This is a genomic window from Promicromonospora iranensis (assembly GCF_028994805.1).
Classification (GTDB): Bacteria; Actinomycetota; Actinomycetes; order Actinomycetales; family Cellulomonadaceae; genus Promicromonospora; species Promicromonospora iranensis.
This window is the reverse complement of sequence record NZ_JAJQQP010000002.1, coordinates 217887-231204: the sequence shown is the minus strand read 5'-3', so window position 1 is coordinate 231204 and position 13318 is coordinate 217887. Positions and strand designations below refer to the sequence as shown.

Here is a 13318-nt window from a genome sequence, read left to right as displayed (position 1 = left end):
GCGGCCCAGGTCGGTGCCGGTCCGACGTCGTCCCGCCCCGCGTCACGCGTGCGTCGGCGCCTCGTGCCGCGCGTGCTCGGCCGGCTCGAGCTGGAAGGTCGAGTGCTCCACGGACACGTCGAACTCGGTGGCGACGCACCGCTGCAGGGCGTCCAGGACCGGGGGCGCGTGCCCGTCGCGGAAGCAGGCGTCCCGCACCACGACGTGCGCGCTGATGGTCGGCACGCCGGTGGCGACGAGGGAGGCGTGCAGGTCGTGCACCGCCTCGACGTTCTCCACCTCGAGCAGCCGGGCCCGGACCTGTTCCAGGTCGATCCCCGCGGGCGTGGACTCCAGCAGCACGTTCGCCGAGTCGACCAGCAGCTTGGCGGCCCGGGGCAGGATCAGGACGGCGATGGCCAGCCCGGCGACGGCGTCGGCCCGCTGCCAGCCGGTGGTCGCGATCACGACGGCGGCCACGATCACGGCCACCGACCCGAGCGCGTCGTTCACCACCTCCAGGAACGCGGCGCGCAGGTTCAGCGACGCCGACCTGCCGCCCGCCAGCACCAGCAGCGCCACGACGTTCCCGACCAGGCCCACGACGCCGAACACCAGGAGGCCAGGGCCGGGCGCCTGCGTCGGACCGACCAGGCGGCCCACCCCCTCAACCAGTGCGTAGACACCGACGGCGAGCAGCACGGCGGCCTGGGCCAGCGCGGCCAGGACCTCGGCCCGCAGGAACCCCCACGTCCGGCGCGGCGACGGCGGCCGTAGCGCGAGCGACGCGGCGAACAGCGCGATGGCCAGGCCCGCGACGTCGGTCAGCATGTGCGCGGTGTCGACGAGGAGCGCGAGGCTGCCCGTGAGCACGGCCCCGACGGCCTGCGCCACGAAGACGGTCGCCGTGATCCCGAACGCGACCGCCAGACGCCGCCGGCTGCTCTCGTCCCCCGCCCCGCCGTGGGCGCCGTGGTGGTGCTGGTGGTCAGTCATCGACGGCAGTCTTTCCGTGGTCGGTGTCGTGGTCATGATCGGTGTGCTGGTGATGGCCCTGGCTGTGATCATGCTCCAGCTCGCCCTCCCACGCCTCGCGACCCTCGTGGATGGCGAACGCCGCGATCACGAACCCGGCCACTGCGTCCACCCAGCCGGCCCCGGTCAGCGCGAAGACGAAGAGGCCCGCCAGCGTGGACACGGAGAGCAGCACGCAGATCCGGGTCTCGGCGGCGTCGGCCAGGATCAGCGGGTCGGCGAGGGCCACTCCGACACGGCGCTTGGCCTCGGCCAGGAGCGGCATGACGACGAGCGACGCGACCAGCAGCCCGACGGCGACCGGCGAGCCCTCCGGGGTCTCGCCGACCACGAGGCTGCGGACGCCCTCGACGGTGACGTAGCCCGCGAGCAGGAAGAACGTGATCGCGACGAGCCGCAGCGCGATCCGCTCCTTGCGCTCGTCCGCCGCGCCGTGCCGCAGCCGCGCGGACAGGCGCAGGCCCACCAGCACCGCAGAGATCGACTCGATGCCGGAGTCGATGCCGAACCCGATCACCGAGACCAGCCCGGCCAGGACGCCCGCGGTGATCGCGACGACACCCTCGACGACGTTGTAGGCGACGGTGAACTGGGCCAGCCGCAGACCACGCCGCGTCAGCCGCTCCGTCGCCTGCGGGTCGGGCTGCACGTGCGGCCGCATCTCGGGAGCCGGCTGCGGCTGCGAGCTCACGACACCGCACCTTCGGGCACGGGCGCGTGCGCCGCGGAGCCGTCGACCCCGTAGACCGGGCACAGCGCCACGGCGTCGCCGGTCAGCCCGAGGAGCCGCTCGGCGGACTCGAGGACTGCGAGCGTCGCCTCCGGGTGGGTCAGCGAGAACACGGATGCCCGGCCCTGCGGCCGGGACTCGACCAGCCCGCAGTCCCGCAGGCAGGCCAGGTGCTTGGACACCGTGGACTGCGCAAGGCCCAGGTGCCCGGTCAGGTCGACCACGCGATGCTCACCGAGAGCGAGGTGCCGCAGGATCGCCAGCCGCGACGGGTCCGAGAACCCGTGGAACAGGCAGGCCGCCACCGCCATCGCCGCGGGACCATCCGGGGCATGATCGCCATATGTCTCTGTCATCGCCATACGGCGATGCTAACAGCCGGGTCAGGGCTTCGCGCGGGCGCGCCAGGCGGGCGCCGTGGTGTCCAGCACGGACCGCCACGGCGTCGGGCGGACGCCGAGCACGCTGCTCGTCTCCGCGGCGTCCGCGACGAACGGCCTGTCGAACTGATAGAGCACCCCCAGCGCCTCCCGCACCAGCGGCATCGCGAGGCCGCCGGCCCGCAGCGCGACGCGCGGCACCTGCCGCAGCCGGGGTTCCCCCGTGCCGGCCCGCGACCCGAGCTCGCGCAGCACCTCACGGACGGATGCCGGCGGGTTCGACGGCACGAGCCACGGCGAGCCCCAGGCCCGGTCGTCGGCGCCGAGCGCGATCAGCGTGGAGACCACGTCGTCGACGGCGGTCCAGGTGTGCGGCTGGTCGGGGTCCGCCACGACCGCCGCCGTCTTCCCGGCCAGCGTCGACGCCGCATACCTGGGCAGCAGCCCGTGCGAGGCGGGCACCGTCGGCCCGATGTAGTCCGAGGCGCGCGCCTCCGTGACACGCACGCGTCCGGCCTGGTGCGCCGCGAGCGCGTCCTGCCAGACCTGCGCCCTGACCTCGCCCAGGATGCCCGACGGCGCGAGCGGCCGGTGGCGCGTCATCGGCCCGTCGACCGGCCCGTAGCCGTAGAGGTTCCCGAGGCTGACGAGCACCGCGCCGGAGGCCTCGGCCGCCTGGAGCACGGACTTCGCCAGCGGCGGCCAGCCGCGCTCCCACTCCGGGTACGGCCCGGGGTTCGCGCAGTTGTACACGACACCGACGCCGCGGGCGGCCGCGGCGAGCGCCGGGGCGTCGGTCGCGTCCAGCGCGAGCCGCTGGACACGGGGAAGGTCGGGCCCGCTGCCGGAGCGGGTCACCACCCGGACGGTGCGCCCGGCCTGGGACAGCCGGTGCGCGAGGGCGGCGCCGACGGGCCCTGCGCCGACGACGAGATGCGTGGTCATGGGCTCAGGGTGCCATCCCTGTTCGTCGTGCAGGTACCTGGTGCTCGCCGGCCAGGTGGGAAGCGGCGTCAGCCGAGGGCTTCGACGGCGACCGCTGTGACCTCCGCCAGGAGGGCGTCGTCGGGCTCCGCCTCGCGGTCCTCGCTCTCGGTGAGGACCGCCAGCACCACCGGCTCGCCGTCGGGCGGCCAGAGCAGGCCGATGTCGTTGCGGCCGCCGTTCCCCGAGGTACCGGTCTTGCTGCCCACCACCCAGCCGTCCGGCACGCCGGCGCGGATGGCCTCGTCGCCGGTGACGCTACCGCGCAGCGTCTCCACGAAGGTTGCCCTTGCGTCGTCGTCGAGCACGTCCCCCAGGCCGTAGGCGCGCAGGTCGTGGGCAAGGGCCCGGGCCGTACTGGTGTCCCGCTCGTCCCCGGGAGCCACGTCGTTGAGCTCGGGCTCGTAGCGCGCGGGCATCGTGGTCTCGTCCCCGATCGCGCGCAGCGCGGCTTCCAGACCGGCCGGGCCGTCCAGCGCGTCGAGCAGCAGGTTGCCCGCCGTGTTGTCGCTCTGCTGCACGGCGGCGTCGATGACCTGGTACATCGTCATGCCCTCGTCGACGTGCTGCTCGGCCACCGGCGAGTACTCCTGAAGGTCGCCGGCGTCGTAGGTGACGACCCGCTCCAGCTCCTCCGGGCTGCTGCGTTCCAGGACGGCCCCCGCCGCCAGCGCCTTGAACGTGGAGGCGTACGCGAACCGGCGGTCCGCGCGGTGGGTCGCCTCCGTCCCGGTGCCGGTGTCCACCGCGTACAGCCCGACCACGGCGTCGTACTTCTCCTCGAGGCGGGTGATCCCCGCGGTGACGTCGACCGCCGGGGCTGGTGGGTCCGAGGCCGTCGGTCCGGAGGACGCCGGGGTCGTCGAGCTCGGCGCGGGGTCGGCGGCGCCGGGTGTGCAGGCGGTCAGGACGAGGGCGGCAGAGGCGACCAGCGGCGCCAGCCGTCGCAGGATCGGATGCATGTTGTCCAGTCTGCCGCCCGGGCGCGGCGGCCGCCGTCGGGCACGGGAAGGACGGCGGTCCAGGCACCCCCAGAGTGCCTGGACCGCCGCCGGTAGGTCCGCGGTCCTCAGACCGCGGCCGGCTCGACCACCTTCTCCCGGGAGCCGGTGTTCTGCCCGTCGGCGCGGCGGCCGGCGGGATCCTCGGCGGCGGGAGCGCCGTGCGGGTCGTCCATCGCGCTCTCGTCGAACGGGAGGCCGCCTGAGAGGACCGCGCTCACCCGGTCGCGGTCGATCTCCTTGGTCCACGTGCCGATGACCACCGTGGCGACGGCGTTGCCGGTGAAGTTGGTCAGGGCGCGCGCCTCGGACATGAAGCGGTCGATGCCCACGATGATCCCGACGCCGTCGACCAGGTCGGGGCGGTAGGTCTGCAGGCCGCCGGCGAGGGTCGCCAGACCGGCGCCGGTGACGCCGGCAGCGCCCTTCGAGGCGATGATCATGAAGACGAGCATGCCGATCTGCTCGGGCACGGACAGCGGGGTCCCCAGGGCGGACGCGATGAACAGGGACGCCATGGTGAGGTAGATGGCCGTGCCGTCCAGGTTGAACGAGTACCCGGTCGGCACCGTGATGCCGACCACCGGCTTGGACACGCCCAGGTGCTCCATCTTCGAGATCAGGCGCGGCAGGGCGGCCTCGGACGAGGACGTGCTGACGATCAGCAGGTACTCCCGCGCCAGGTACTTCATGAGCAGGAAGATGTTCACGCCGGACACGAGCTTCAGGACGGTGCCGAGCACGAGCACGATGAACAGGACGCACGTCACGTAGAACCCGAGCATCAGCGTGCCCAGCTGGACGACGGCGCCCCAGCCGGTCTCGCCGACGACCGCCGCGATGGCGCCGAACGCGCCGACCGGTGCCACCCACAGGATCATCGTCAGGACGCGGAAGACGATCGCCTGGATCAGCCGCACCGCCTCCAGGGCCGGCCGGCCGCGAGCGCCGAGCTGCTGGATGGCGAAGCCGACCAGCAGCGCCACGAACAGGGTCTGCAGCACGGACTCACCGGTGAGCGGCGAGACGAGAGTGGTGGGGATGATCCCGAGCACGAAGTCCACCAGGGACGATGCCTCGCCCTCGGCCTCGTAGGTGGTGCCGGTGACGGACAGGCCCTCGCCGGGATGCAGCAGGTTGCCGACGACCAGGCCGATCACGAGGGCGAACGTGGACATGACGAGGAAGTAGAGCAGCGCGAGGCCGCCCACCCGGCCGACCGTCGCCGCCTTCGCGATGGACCCGATGCCCAGCACGATGGTGCAGAAGATCACCGGCGAGATCATCATCTTGATCAGGTCGACGAACCCTTCACCGAGCGGCTTCAGCGCCACTCCGGTGCCGGGGGACGCCAGGCCGACGATGACGCCGGCGACGACGGCGACGATCACCGCGATGTACAGGTAGTGACTCTTGTCGAGCCGGCGGCGCGGGGTGGTCCCGGCGCCGGCGGGCTTCGTTACCGCCATGGTTCTTCCTCTCACAACGCTGTGTGGTCAGCTGCAAGAGTGCTGGCGGTCCCGGTCGAACCCACCATTGCGTACATAGTGTTCTCGGCTCTGTTCTCGAGCCGTTCGTCCGGGCGGACGGCGGGCGCGCGGGCACGCGCCACAATGGGTCGGTGACGCAGCGACGAGGGGCGAGCATCGCGAGGTGGTTCCTCGCGGTGCACACCGCGCTGCTGTTCGCCGGTGCCGTCGTCGTGTTCGGGCTGCTGGCGCTCGACGCCCGGGCCTCGGCCGAGACGCACGCCGCCGAGGAGAGCACCGACCTGGCGGCCACCGTCGCGGCGGAGGCGCTGGTGATCGACACGGTGGCCCGGGCGCACGACGCCGCGGCGACGGACCGTGCGGGCTCGGTCGCCGACGCGTCGGGCGAGCTGCAGCCGTACGCCGAGCGGGTGATGGCGGCGACCGGCATCGACTACCTGACCGTCCTGGACACGGACCGGACGCGCTACACGCACCGCAACGACTGGCAGATCGGCCGCCCGTTCGTCGGCACCACCGCCCCCGCGCTGCGGGGCGAGACGTTCACGGAGGTCTACGAGGGCACGCTCGGCCCGTCCGTGCGCGCCGTGGTCCCCGTGGTGGCCGACGACGGCGAGGTGGTCGGCCTGGTGTCCGCCGGGGTGACCCTCGACCGGCTGTGGGACAGCATCGTGCCCCGCCTGGTCATCGTCGGGATCGGCACGCTGCTGGCGTTCGGGACGGGCGCGGTCGCCGCGACGCTGCTCGCGCGGCGGCTGGACCGGATCACCGAGAGCAAGGGGCCGGACGAGCTCGCGCACCTGTTCACCGCGCACGAGGCGGTGCTGCACTCGGTCGAGGAGGGCATGCTGCTGGTCGAGGACGGCACGGTGGTGCTGGCCAACGACGAGGCGCTGCGCCTGCTCGACGTCCCGGACCTGGCGGCGCCGTTCGCGGTGGCCGACCTCCGCCTGTCCCCCGCCGTCCGCGACGTGCTCGGCGGCGCGACGCCCGAGGGGCCGGTGCGGGTGGGCGACCGGGTGCTGCTCGTGGGCCGCGACACCGCCGCGGCGGCCGGCCGGAACGTGGGCGAGATCGTCTCCCTGCGGGACCGGACCGAGCTGCAGCGGGTCACCGGCGAGCTGTCGTCGGTGCGCACCATCTCCGAGGCGCTGCGGGCCCAGACCCACGACTTCAGTAACCGGCTGCACACCATCGCCACCCTCATCGAGCTGGGCCGCAGCGACGAGGCGCTGCGCTTCGTCGCGAGCGAGCGGGACCTGGGGCAGCGGCTCACGGACCGCGTGGTGCAGGCGATCGAGGAGCCCGTCATCGCGGCCCTCGTGCTCGGCAAGGCGGCGCAGGCGCGCGAGCGCGCCGTGGAGATGCACTTCGAGACGCACCTCGCGCCCGGCACGCACTGGCTGGAGCCCGTGGATGTCGTGACGGTCCTGGGCAACCTGATCGACAACGCGATCGACGCCGCGGCGGCGCGCGCCCTGGAGGGCGCGCCGGACGAGGCGTGGGTGGAGGTCTACCTCGCCAACGGCGACGACGGCTCGCTGGTGTTCCAGGTCTCCGACAGCGGGTCCGGCATCGCCGACGCCGACCGCGAGCGCATCTTCGACCACGGCTGGAGCACCAAGGACGCGGCGGCCGGCGGGCGCGGCTACGGGCTGGCGCTCGTGCGCCAGGTGGTGGAGAGCCTCGGCGGCGGCCTCGAGGTCTCCGACGGCGCCGGGGCGGTCTTCACCGTCACGCTGCCGCGCTCGCCCGCCGTCGCCGGGCGGGTGCGCCCGTGATCCGGGTCCTGGTGGTGGAGGACGACCACCGCACGGCGGAGGCGCACGGCGAGTACGTGCGGCGGGTGGCGGGCTTCGAGGTGGCCGGGGTGGTGCACACGGCGAGCGAGACCGTGCGCGCGCTGCGTGACGCCCAGGCCGCGGGCGCGGAGGTGCACCTGCTCCTGCTGGACATGAACCTGCCCGACCGGCACGGCCTGGTGCTGTGCCGGCAGCTGCGCGCGGCCGGCCTGGTGGTGGACGTCATCGCGGTGACAGCGGCCCGCGAGCTCGAGACGGTGCGCGAGGCGGTCGCCATCGGCGTCGTGCAGTACCTGATCAAGCCCTTCGTGTTCGGGCTGTTCGCCGAGAAGCTCGGCGCGTACCGCAAGTACTTCGAGCAGATGCGGACGCCGGTCTCCACGCTCAGCCAGCGTGAGGTGGACACGGCGTTCGCGGCGCTGCGGACGTCCAACGCCGCGGGGCTCCCGAAGGGCCTCTCCCAGGACACCCTCGATGCCGTCTCCGACCTGCTGGCCCGGCAGGCCGGCGCGCTGTCGGCGAGCGAGGTGGCGGACGAGCTCCACCTCGCACGCATCACCGCACGCCGCTACCTGGAGTTCCTCGCGGACCACGGCGTCGCCTCGCGGGCGCCGCGCTACGGGGCACGCGGCAGGCCGGAGCTCGAGTACGCCCGGGCACGGCAGGCCTGAGCGCGTGACCGTGACCGGTCCGTGATGTGGCTATCCTGGTGGGCGTCATGCGCCTGATGATCCTGTTCCGCTCGCTGCTCGCCGCTCGCCGGCGCGGCCCTGCGCGCGTCCTGGTGATCATGATGCTGGCGGTCGGCGTCATGTTCGTGCACGCCACGAGCGGTGGGTCGGACGTGCACAGCACGCCCGTGGTCGCCGTGGCCGACCACCATCTGACGGCCGACCCGAGCAGCACGCACACCCACGTCGGCGCGGCCCCGCACGACCACCCGCGCGAGGCCGGGTGCTCGGACGGCGGCTGCGGTGACCACCACGACGCCGCGGCGCTGTGCCTCCTGGCGCTGGTCGTGCTGCTGGCCCTGACCACCCCGAACCGGTCGGTGGCCATGCGCCTGGTACCGGTCTGGGCGCTGGTCGCCCGCTGGGCGCTCCCCACGACGACGGCGGGCACCGCCCCGTCGTTGCACGCGCTCGGGATCTCTCGGACGTAGAACACCGCACGCAGTCGGCGCCCCTGGCGTCGACCGTTCGCGCGCGCCCACCCAGGGGCCCGCGTGTGTGGTTCTACCCCGAGCAGAAAGGTCAGTCCCCTCCATGGAGCGCAACACCGTTCCCGCGCCGTCCCGCACGGCGTACCCCACGACCGTCCAGACGGTCGCTCCGGCGGTCTCCTCCGTCGTCCCCTCCCCGGGCCGTGGCCGGCACCGAGCCGCCCGCCGGGCGACCTTGGCACCCCTCGCCCTGACCGCCACCGCTCAGCTGGCGGTCGTCGTGCGGCGCGGCGCCGTGGCTGCAGCGGGCTCCGGCCTGCTGATGTCCCTCGTCAGCACCCCGGCGCAGGCCGCGCCGAGCACCGACGTCGTCTCGGCGAAGCTCGACGTCGCTCACCTCGACGCCCTGACCGCGCAGGCCAGGGAGGCGGTCGCTGCCGCACCGATGGTCACCGTCGCCGCGGACGCGGAGCTGAGGACCGAGTCGGCGGCAGTGTCCGTCGTCTCCGCGGCCGAGAACGAGGAGTACCAGGCCGAGCTCGCCGCCGAGGCCGCGGCCGCGGCGGCAGCGGAGGCCGAGGCAGCGGCAGCGGCAGCGGCAGCCGCGGCGATCCCGGAGTCCGCAGCGGGCTCCGCCGTGGTGTCCATCGCGATGCGGTACCTCGGCGTGCCGTACCTGTGGGCGGGCAGCACACCCTCGGGCTTCGACTGCTCCGGGTTCACGTCCTACGTGTTCGCCCAGGTCGGCATCGACCTGCCGCGCACGTCCTCGGAGCAGCGGTACGCCGGGACGGTCGTCTCGTGGTCCGAGGCGCAGCCGGGCGACCTGATCTGGAGCCCCGGGCACATCGCCATCTACGCGGGCGACGGCATGCAGGTCGAGGCCCCCGTGCCGGGGCAGAGTGTCCGGTACTCGAGCATCTGGCAGTCCAACCCGACGTTCATCCGCGTCGGCTGACCGCCACGTCCGACCCGCGTCCGGGGCAGGGCCACCAGCCCCCTGCCCCGGGCGCGTCACCGCCGGCTCAGCGGTGGCTCAGCCGCGGATCGCCGCCGTGAGCCGGTCGAGGTAGGCCTGCTCGCCCTCGCTGACCGCCACCCGCTTGCTGAAGAAGCCGCCCTCCTTGGAGCTGGTGGCCCTGGCGACCTCCGTCGCGATCCGGAGCAGCCACTCCCCGTACGCGTCCAGGTCCTTCGGGTCCGCCCGCTCGCGCAGCACGGCGATCGCGGCTGCGGTCAGCTCGACGGCCTTCGCCGTGTCGCGCTCCGGGTCCGGGCGCGGATCCTCCGGCACGGCCACCCCGGCCGGCGTGCCGACCTTCGCGGCCGGGGACAGCTCGGCCGCTTCCTGGTCCTTGATCCTGTCCCGCAACGCGACCGCCACCGACCGGATGAAGTCGTTCTCGTGCTCCTGTGCCTCCCGGAACACCTTGGCGCCACTCGCGGTCTCCCGGATGAACCGGATCGCCCCGGGCCTGCCGTCGGCGAGCGTGGCACCCTTCAGCACTGATCCGGGGGCGTCCAGGATCTGGGTGAGCTCGTCCTCGCTGAAGTCGGACAGGTTCGTCATGCGCACGCTCTCTGTTGGGCCGGCTGTGGCTGTGGTGCCGTGATGTCTGTGGTGTCTGTGGTGTCTGTTCTGTCTGCTGTGTCTCCGGGGAGACGCGCACAACCTACTGCGTGGGGATGACGTCCGGTGCCGCCGCCCCGTACCGGGTGGCCAGCACGCGGACCGCCTCGACCAGCTCGGGCGGCCCCTCGACCTCGAACGGCACGTCGAAGGCCCCGAACCGCCCGGCCAGGCCGCCCCACGACCACGAGCCGAGCACCACCCGGCACCGGGGCTCGCCGTCGACGTCGGGCAGCGGCTCGCACAGGCCCTGGGCGCCGACCCAGGGCGCGACGTGCTCGGCCTGCGCGTGGAGCACGACCTCACCCCGCACGGGCGACGGCGACCCGCTGATCCGGGAGCCGACGAAGCCGGCCACGTCGCCACCGGGCACCTCCCGGAAGGTGAACCGCGGCCCGGTCCCGGTCCGGAGCCTCATCCGGTCCACCCGGAAGAGGCGCCAGTCGTCGCGGTCGAGGTCGAAGGCGACGAGGTACCACCGCCCGTCCGACGTCACGAGGTGGTGCGGCTCGACCCGCCGGGGCGGCCGGAACGCGTTCTCGCCCTCGCCGATGGCGGCCATCGTGCCGCCCTCGTAGTCGAACCGCACGACCTCGCGAGCCTGGCACGCGGAACCGAGCGCGAGGAGCACGTCAGGGTCCACGACCGGCTCGGCGGTGCCCGTCGTCCCGGTCCGACGTCGCACGGTGGTCACCTCGAGCGCATCGAGCCGTGCCCGGAGCCGGGCCGGCATGACCTGCCGGATGGTGGCCAGCGCCCGCAGCGCTCCTTCCTCGGCCCCGGGGATGGTCCCGGTGCGCAACGCGACGGCGACGGCGACCGCCTGCTCGTCGTCGAAGAGCAGCGGCGGCAGCTCGGCGCCGGCGTCGAGGCGGTAGCCGCCGTCGGGCCCCTTGGTGGCGTTGACGGGATAGCCGAGCTCCCGCAGGCGGTCGACGTCGCGCCGCACCGTGCGAGGGCTCACGCCCAGCCGGTCGGCAAGGAGCGCGCCCGGCCAGTCCCGGCGCGCCTGGAGGAGGGACAGGAGCGCGAGGAGTCGTCCGGAAGTTTCGAGCATGAAGGCAGCATCGCACGCAGTAGAGGCCAGGAACTGACCGCTACTGCCGCAAGAGTGGGACACGTAACCAGGCAGGAACCCGTCGGACGAGCCAGTCGGACGAACCAGACCGCAAGAAGGAGACACCGTGATCCGCACCCGAGCGCTCACCAAGGACTTCGTGGTGAGCCGCACCCGCACAGTGCATGCCGTGCGCGGCATCTCGCTCGACGTCGAGCCCGGCGAGCTGGTGGCCGTGCTCGGCCCCAACGGCGCCGGCAAGACCACGACGCTGCGCATGCTGACCACGCTCATCCCGCCGACGTCGGGCACGGCGGAGGTCGCCGGGTACGACGTCGTCACCCACCCCGACCGGGTCCGCGCGGCCATCGGCTACGTGGGCCAGGGCGGCGCCGGCGGCGCCTCCCAGCTGGTCCGCGACGAGCTCGTCACCCAGGGCGAGATCTACGGCCTCGACCGGCGCACGGCCCGGAGCCGCGCCGCGGAGCTGATCGAGGCCCTGGACCTGACCGAGCAGGCCGACCGCAAGGTCGAAAGCCTGTCGGGCGGCCAGAAGCGTCGCCTCGACGTGGCCGTCGGGCTGGTCCACGAGCCGTCGCTGCTGTTCCTCGACGAGCCGTCGACGGGCCTGGACCCGCACAACCGCGCCAACCTGTGGGAGCACATCCTCCGGATGCGGACCGCGGCGGCCGAGCCCATGACGATCGTGCTCACCACGCACTACCTGGACGAGGCGGACACCTTCGCCGAGCGCGTGATCGTGGTGGACCACGGGCAGGTCATCGCGGACGACACCGCCGACGCCCTGAAGGCCGAGCTGGCGGGCGACCTCGTGACGCTCCGGGTCGCGCCCGAGCACGCGGCGACGCTGGCCGGCATCGCGGAGCGCGCGTCCGGCACGCGGTCGGTCCACGTCCTGCCTGGTGCGGGCTCTGCGGGTGCCGGCTCTACGGATGTCGGCTCTGCGGGCGGAGCAAGCACCGTGGAGATCCGCACCGCCGACGGTCCCGGCGCCACGCCAGGGCTGCTCCGCGCGGCGGACGACGCAGGCGTGGCCGTGAGTCGCGTGGACGTCACACGACCCACGCTGGACGACGTGTTCCTGGGCCTCACCGGCCGCAGCCTGCGGGAGACGGCGGTCGTCGACGCGACCGAAGGCGGCTCGGCCAAGGACAGCTCGGCCAAGGACAGCTCGACCCACGACAGCTCGATCACGAAGGAGGTCCTGGCATGAGCGCCGCGACCCTGACCCCCGGCACCGCCCGGCCCCTCCCCCGCCGCAGCTTTCTGCGCGACACCCGGATCGTCCTGGTCCGCGAGCTCCAGCCGGTGGTGCGCGACCCGTTCTCCCTCGTCTTCGGCCTGGTGCAGCCGCTCGTGTTCCTCGGACTGTTCGGCCCGCTCCTGGCCGGCTCCGCGGGAGATGCGCTCGGCGGCGACGTCTGGCTGTGGTTCGTGCCCGCCGTGCTGGCGATGACCACGCTGTTCGGCACGTCGGTCACTGGCTCCAACCTGCAGCTCGACCTCTCCTCGGGCGTGCACGAGCGGATGCTCGTCACCCCGCTGTCCCGGCCCGCGCAGCTCGTGGGCCGGGCGCTGAAGGAGATGGTGCCGATCGTCGTCCAGTCGGCGATCGTGGTCCTGGTCATGCTGCCGTTCGGCCTGCGCCCGGACCCCATCGGGACGGTGCTCACGCTGCTGCAGCTCGCAGTCCTCGGCATCGGCGTCGGCTCGCTGTCGTACGCGCTGGCGCTGGCGGTGCGCAAGCAGGAGTGGATGTTCTGGGTCGTGCAGCAGACCTTTCTGTTCCCGGTCATGATGCTGTCCGGGATGCTGCTGCCCCTGGAGAACGGTCCGGCGTGGATGCAGGCGGCATCGTCCGTGAACCCGCTGCGCTACGTCGTCGACTCGGGCCGGGCGGCCTTCGCCGGTGACCTGCTGTCCTCGGCGGTGGCCTGGGGCTGGGTGGCCGCGGTGGCCACCGCGGCGCTGGGACTCGTGGTGGGAGTCCGGGCGATGGTCCGCTCGGCGGACTGACCGAGCCGGACGGGTGGGCACGCGGACAGCC

Annotated in this window: 14 protein-coding genes; 6 read left to right on the top strand and 8 right to left on the bottom strand. The window is 73.4% G+C overall.

Translation table 11 applies throughout. The features are described from left to right. Window positions 1-42: 42 nt before the first annotated feature. The 6 genes from LUM46_RS03575 to LUM46_RS03550 all read right to left on the bottom strand — a co-directional run bounded on the left by LUM46_RS03575 (window position 43) and on the right by LUM46_RS03550 (window position 5578). Entirely contained in the window at window positions 43-975 is a 933-nt protein-coding gene (locus tag LUM46_RS03575) for a cation diffusion facilitator family transporter (RefSeq protein ID WP_274992336.1), read from the bottom strand. Then, entirely contained in the window at window positions 968-1705 is a 738-nt protein-coding gene (locus LUM46_RS03570; RefSeq protein ID WP_274992335.1) for a cation diffusion facilitator family transporter, read from the bottom strand. Before LUM46_RS03570 ends, LUM46_RS03575 begins: the two co-directional genes overlap by 8 nt. Further along, a complete protein-coding gene (locus tag LUM46_RS03565) occupies window positions 1702-2106 on the bottom strand; it encodes an ArsR/SmtB family transcription factor (protein WP_274992334.1) in 405 nt (134 codons plus the stop codon). The genes LUM46_RS03570 and LUM46_RS03565 overlap by 4 nt, the downstream gene beginning before the upstream one ends. Before the next feature lie 21 nt (window positions 2107-2127). Then, a complete protein-coding gene (locus tag LUM46_RS03560; RefSeq protein WP_274992333.1) occupies window positions 2128-3069 on the bottom strand; it encodes an NAD-dependent epimerase/dehydratase family protein in 942 nt (313 codons plus the stop codon). 68 nt (window positions 3070-3137) lie between these two features. Beyond that, window positions 3138-4070, bottom strand: a complete 933-nt coding sequence (bla, locus tag LUM46_RS03555; protein WP_274992332.1) for a class A beta-lactamase — start codon at window positions 4068-4070, stop codon at window positions 3138-3140. Window positions 4071-4177: 107 nt separating this feature from the next. After that, window positions 4178-5578: a cation:dicarboxylate symporter family transporter gene (locus LUM46_RS03550; protein WP_274992331.1), complete on the bottom strand. Its 1401-nt coding sequence runs from the start codon at window positions 5576-5578 to the stop codon at window positions 4178-4180. Window positions 5579-5730: 152 nt separating this feature from the next. Here LUM46_RS03550 and LUM46_RS03545 point away from each other — a divergent pair, with 152 nt between their 5' ends. From LUM46_RS03545 to LUM46_RS03530, 4 genes are all read left to right on the top strand, one after another. After that, window positions 5731-7380 (top strand): sensor histidine kinase, encoded by a 1650-nt coding sequence (locus LUM46_RS03545; protein WP_274992330.1) that lies wholly within the window; start codon window positions 5731-5733, stop codon window positions 7378-7380. Beyond that, window positions 7377-8072 carry a response regulator gene (locus LUM46_RS03540; protein WP_274992329.1) on the top strand — a complete coding sequence of 232 codons (696 nt, stop codon included), beginning with the start codon at window positions 7377-7379 and terminating at the stop codon, window positions 8070-8072. Before LUM46_RS03545 ends, LUM46_RS03540 begins: the two co-directional genes overlap by 4 nt. A 47-nt stretch (window positions 8073-8119) precedes the next feature. Beyond that, on the top strand, window positions 8120-8563 hold the full coding sequence (locus LUM46_RS03535; RefSeq protein ID WP_274992328.1) for a hypothetical protein: 444 nt from the start codon (window positions 8120-8122) through the stop codon (window positions 8561-8563). A 103-nt stretch (window positions 8564-8666) separates the two neighbouring features. After that, window positions 8667-9521, top strand: coding sequence for a C40 family peptidase (locus LUM46_RS03530; protein ID WP_274992327.1), 855 nt, complete (start codon window positions 8667-8669; stop codon window positions 9519-9521). A 78-nt stretch (window positions 9522-9599) separates the two neighbouring features. On the opposite strand, the gene LUM46_RS03525 is transcribed toward LUM46_RS03530, so the two are convergent. Continuing rightward, on the bottom strand, window positions 9600-10133 hold the full coding sequence (locus LUM46_RS03525; protein WP_274992325.1) for a hypothetical protein: 534 nt from the start codon (window positions 10131-10133) through the stop codon (window positions 9600-9602). A 103-nt stretch (window positions 10134-10236) separates the two neighbouring features. Further along, complete coding sequence (locus LUM46_RS03520) at window positions 10237-11250, bottom strand: helix-turn-helix transcriptional regulator (RefSeq protein WP_274992324.1); 1014 nt, start codon at window positions 11248-11250, stop codon at window positions 10237-10239. 127 nt (window positions 11251-11377) lie between these two features. Between LUM46_RS03520 and LUM46_RS03515 the strand changes: the two genes are divergently transcribed. Continuing rightward, window positions 11378-12484 carry an ATP-binding cassette domain-containing protein gene (locus LUM46_RS03515; protein WP_274992322.1) on the top strand — a complete coding sequence of 369 codons (1107 nt, stop codon included), beginning with the start codon at window positions 11378-11380 and terminating at the stop codon, window positions 12482-12484. Continuing rightward, complete coding sequence (locus LUM46_RS03510) at window positions 12481-13287, top strand: ABC transporter permease (RefSeq protein WP_274992320.1); 807 nt, start codon at window positions 12481-12483, stop codon at window positions 13285-13287. The genes LUM46_RS03515 and LUM46_RS03510 overlap by 4 nt, the downstream gene beginning before the upstream one ends. Window positions 13288-13318 lie beyond the last annotated feature (31 nt).

What these genes read in the sequence shown, in the direction of transcription:
- LUM46_RS03575 (WP_274992336.1), bottom strand. Translation starts at nt 975, where the DNA reads ATGACTGACCACCAGCACCACCACGGCGCCCACGGCGGGGCGGGGGAC.
- LUM46_RS03565 (WP_274992334.1), bottom strand. Translation starts at nt 2,106, where the DNA reads ATGGCGATGACAGAGACATATGGCGATCATGCCCCGGATGGTCCCGCG.
- LUM46_RS03560 (WP_274992333.1), bottom strand. Translation starts at nt 3,069, where the DNA reads ATGACCACGCATCTCGTCGTCGGCGCAGGGCCCGTCGGCGCCGCCCTC.
- bla (WP_274992332.1), bottom strand. Translation starts at nt 4,070, where the DNA reads ATGCATCCGATCCTGCGACGGCTGGCGCCGCTGGTCGCCTCTGCCGCC.
- LUM46_RS03550 (WP_274992331.1), bottom strand. Translation starts at nt 5,578, where the DNA reads ATGGCGGTAACGAAGCCCGCCGGCGCCGGGACCACCCCGCGCCGCCGG.
- LUM46_RS03535 (WP_274992328.1), top strand. Translation starts at nt 8,120, where the DNA reads ATGCGCCTGATGATCCTGTTCCGCTCGCTGCTCGCCGCTCGCCGGCGC.
- LUM46_RS03530 (WP_274992327.1), top strand. Translation starts at nt 8,667, where the DNA reads ATGGAGCGCAACACCGTTCCCGCGCCGTCCCGCACGGCGTACCCCACG.
- LUM46_RS03525 (WP_274992325.1), bottom strand. Translation starts at nt 10,133, where the DNA reads ATGACGAACCTGTCCGACTTCAGCGAGGACGAGCTCACCCAGATCCTG.
- LUM46_RS03520 (WP_274992324.1), bottom strand. Translation starts at nt 11,250, where the DNA reads ATGCTCGAAACTTCCGGACGACTCCTCGCGCTCCTGTCCCTCCTCCAG.
- LUM46_RS03510 (WP_274992320.1), top strand. Translation starts at nt 12,481, where the DNA reads ATGAGCGCCGCGACCCTGACCCCCGGCACCGCCCGGCCCCTCCCCCGC.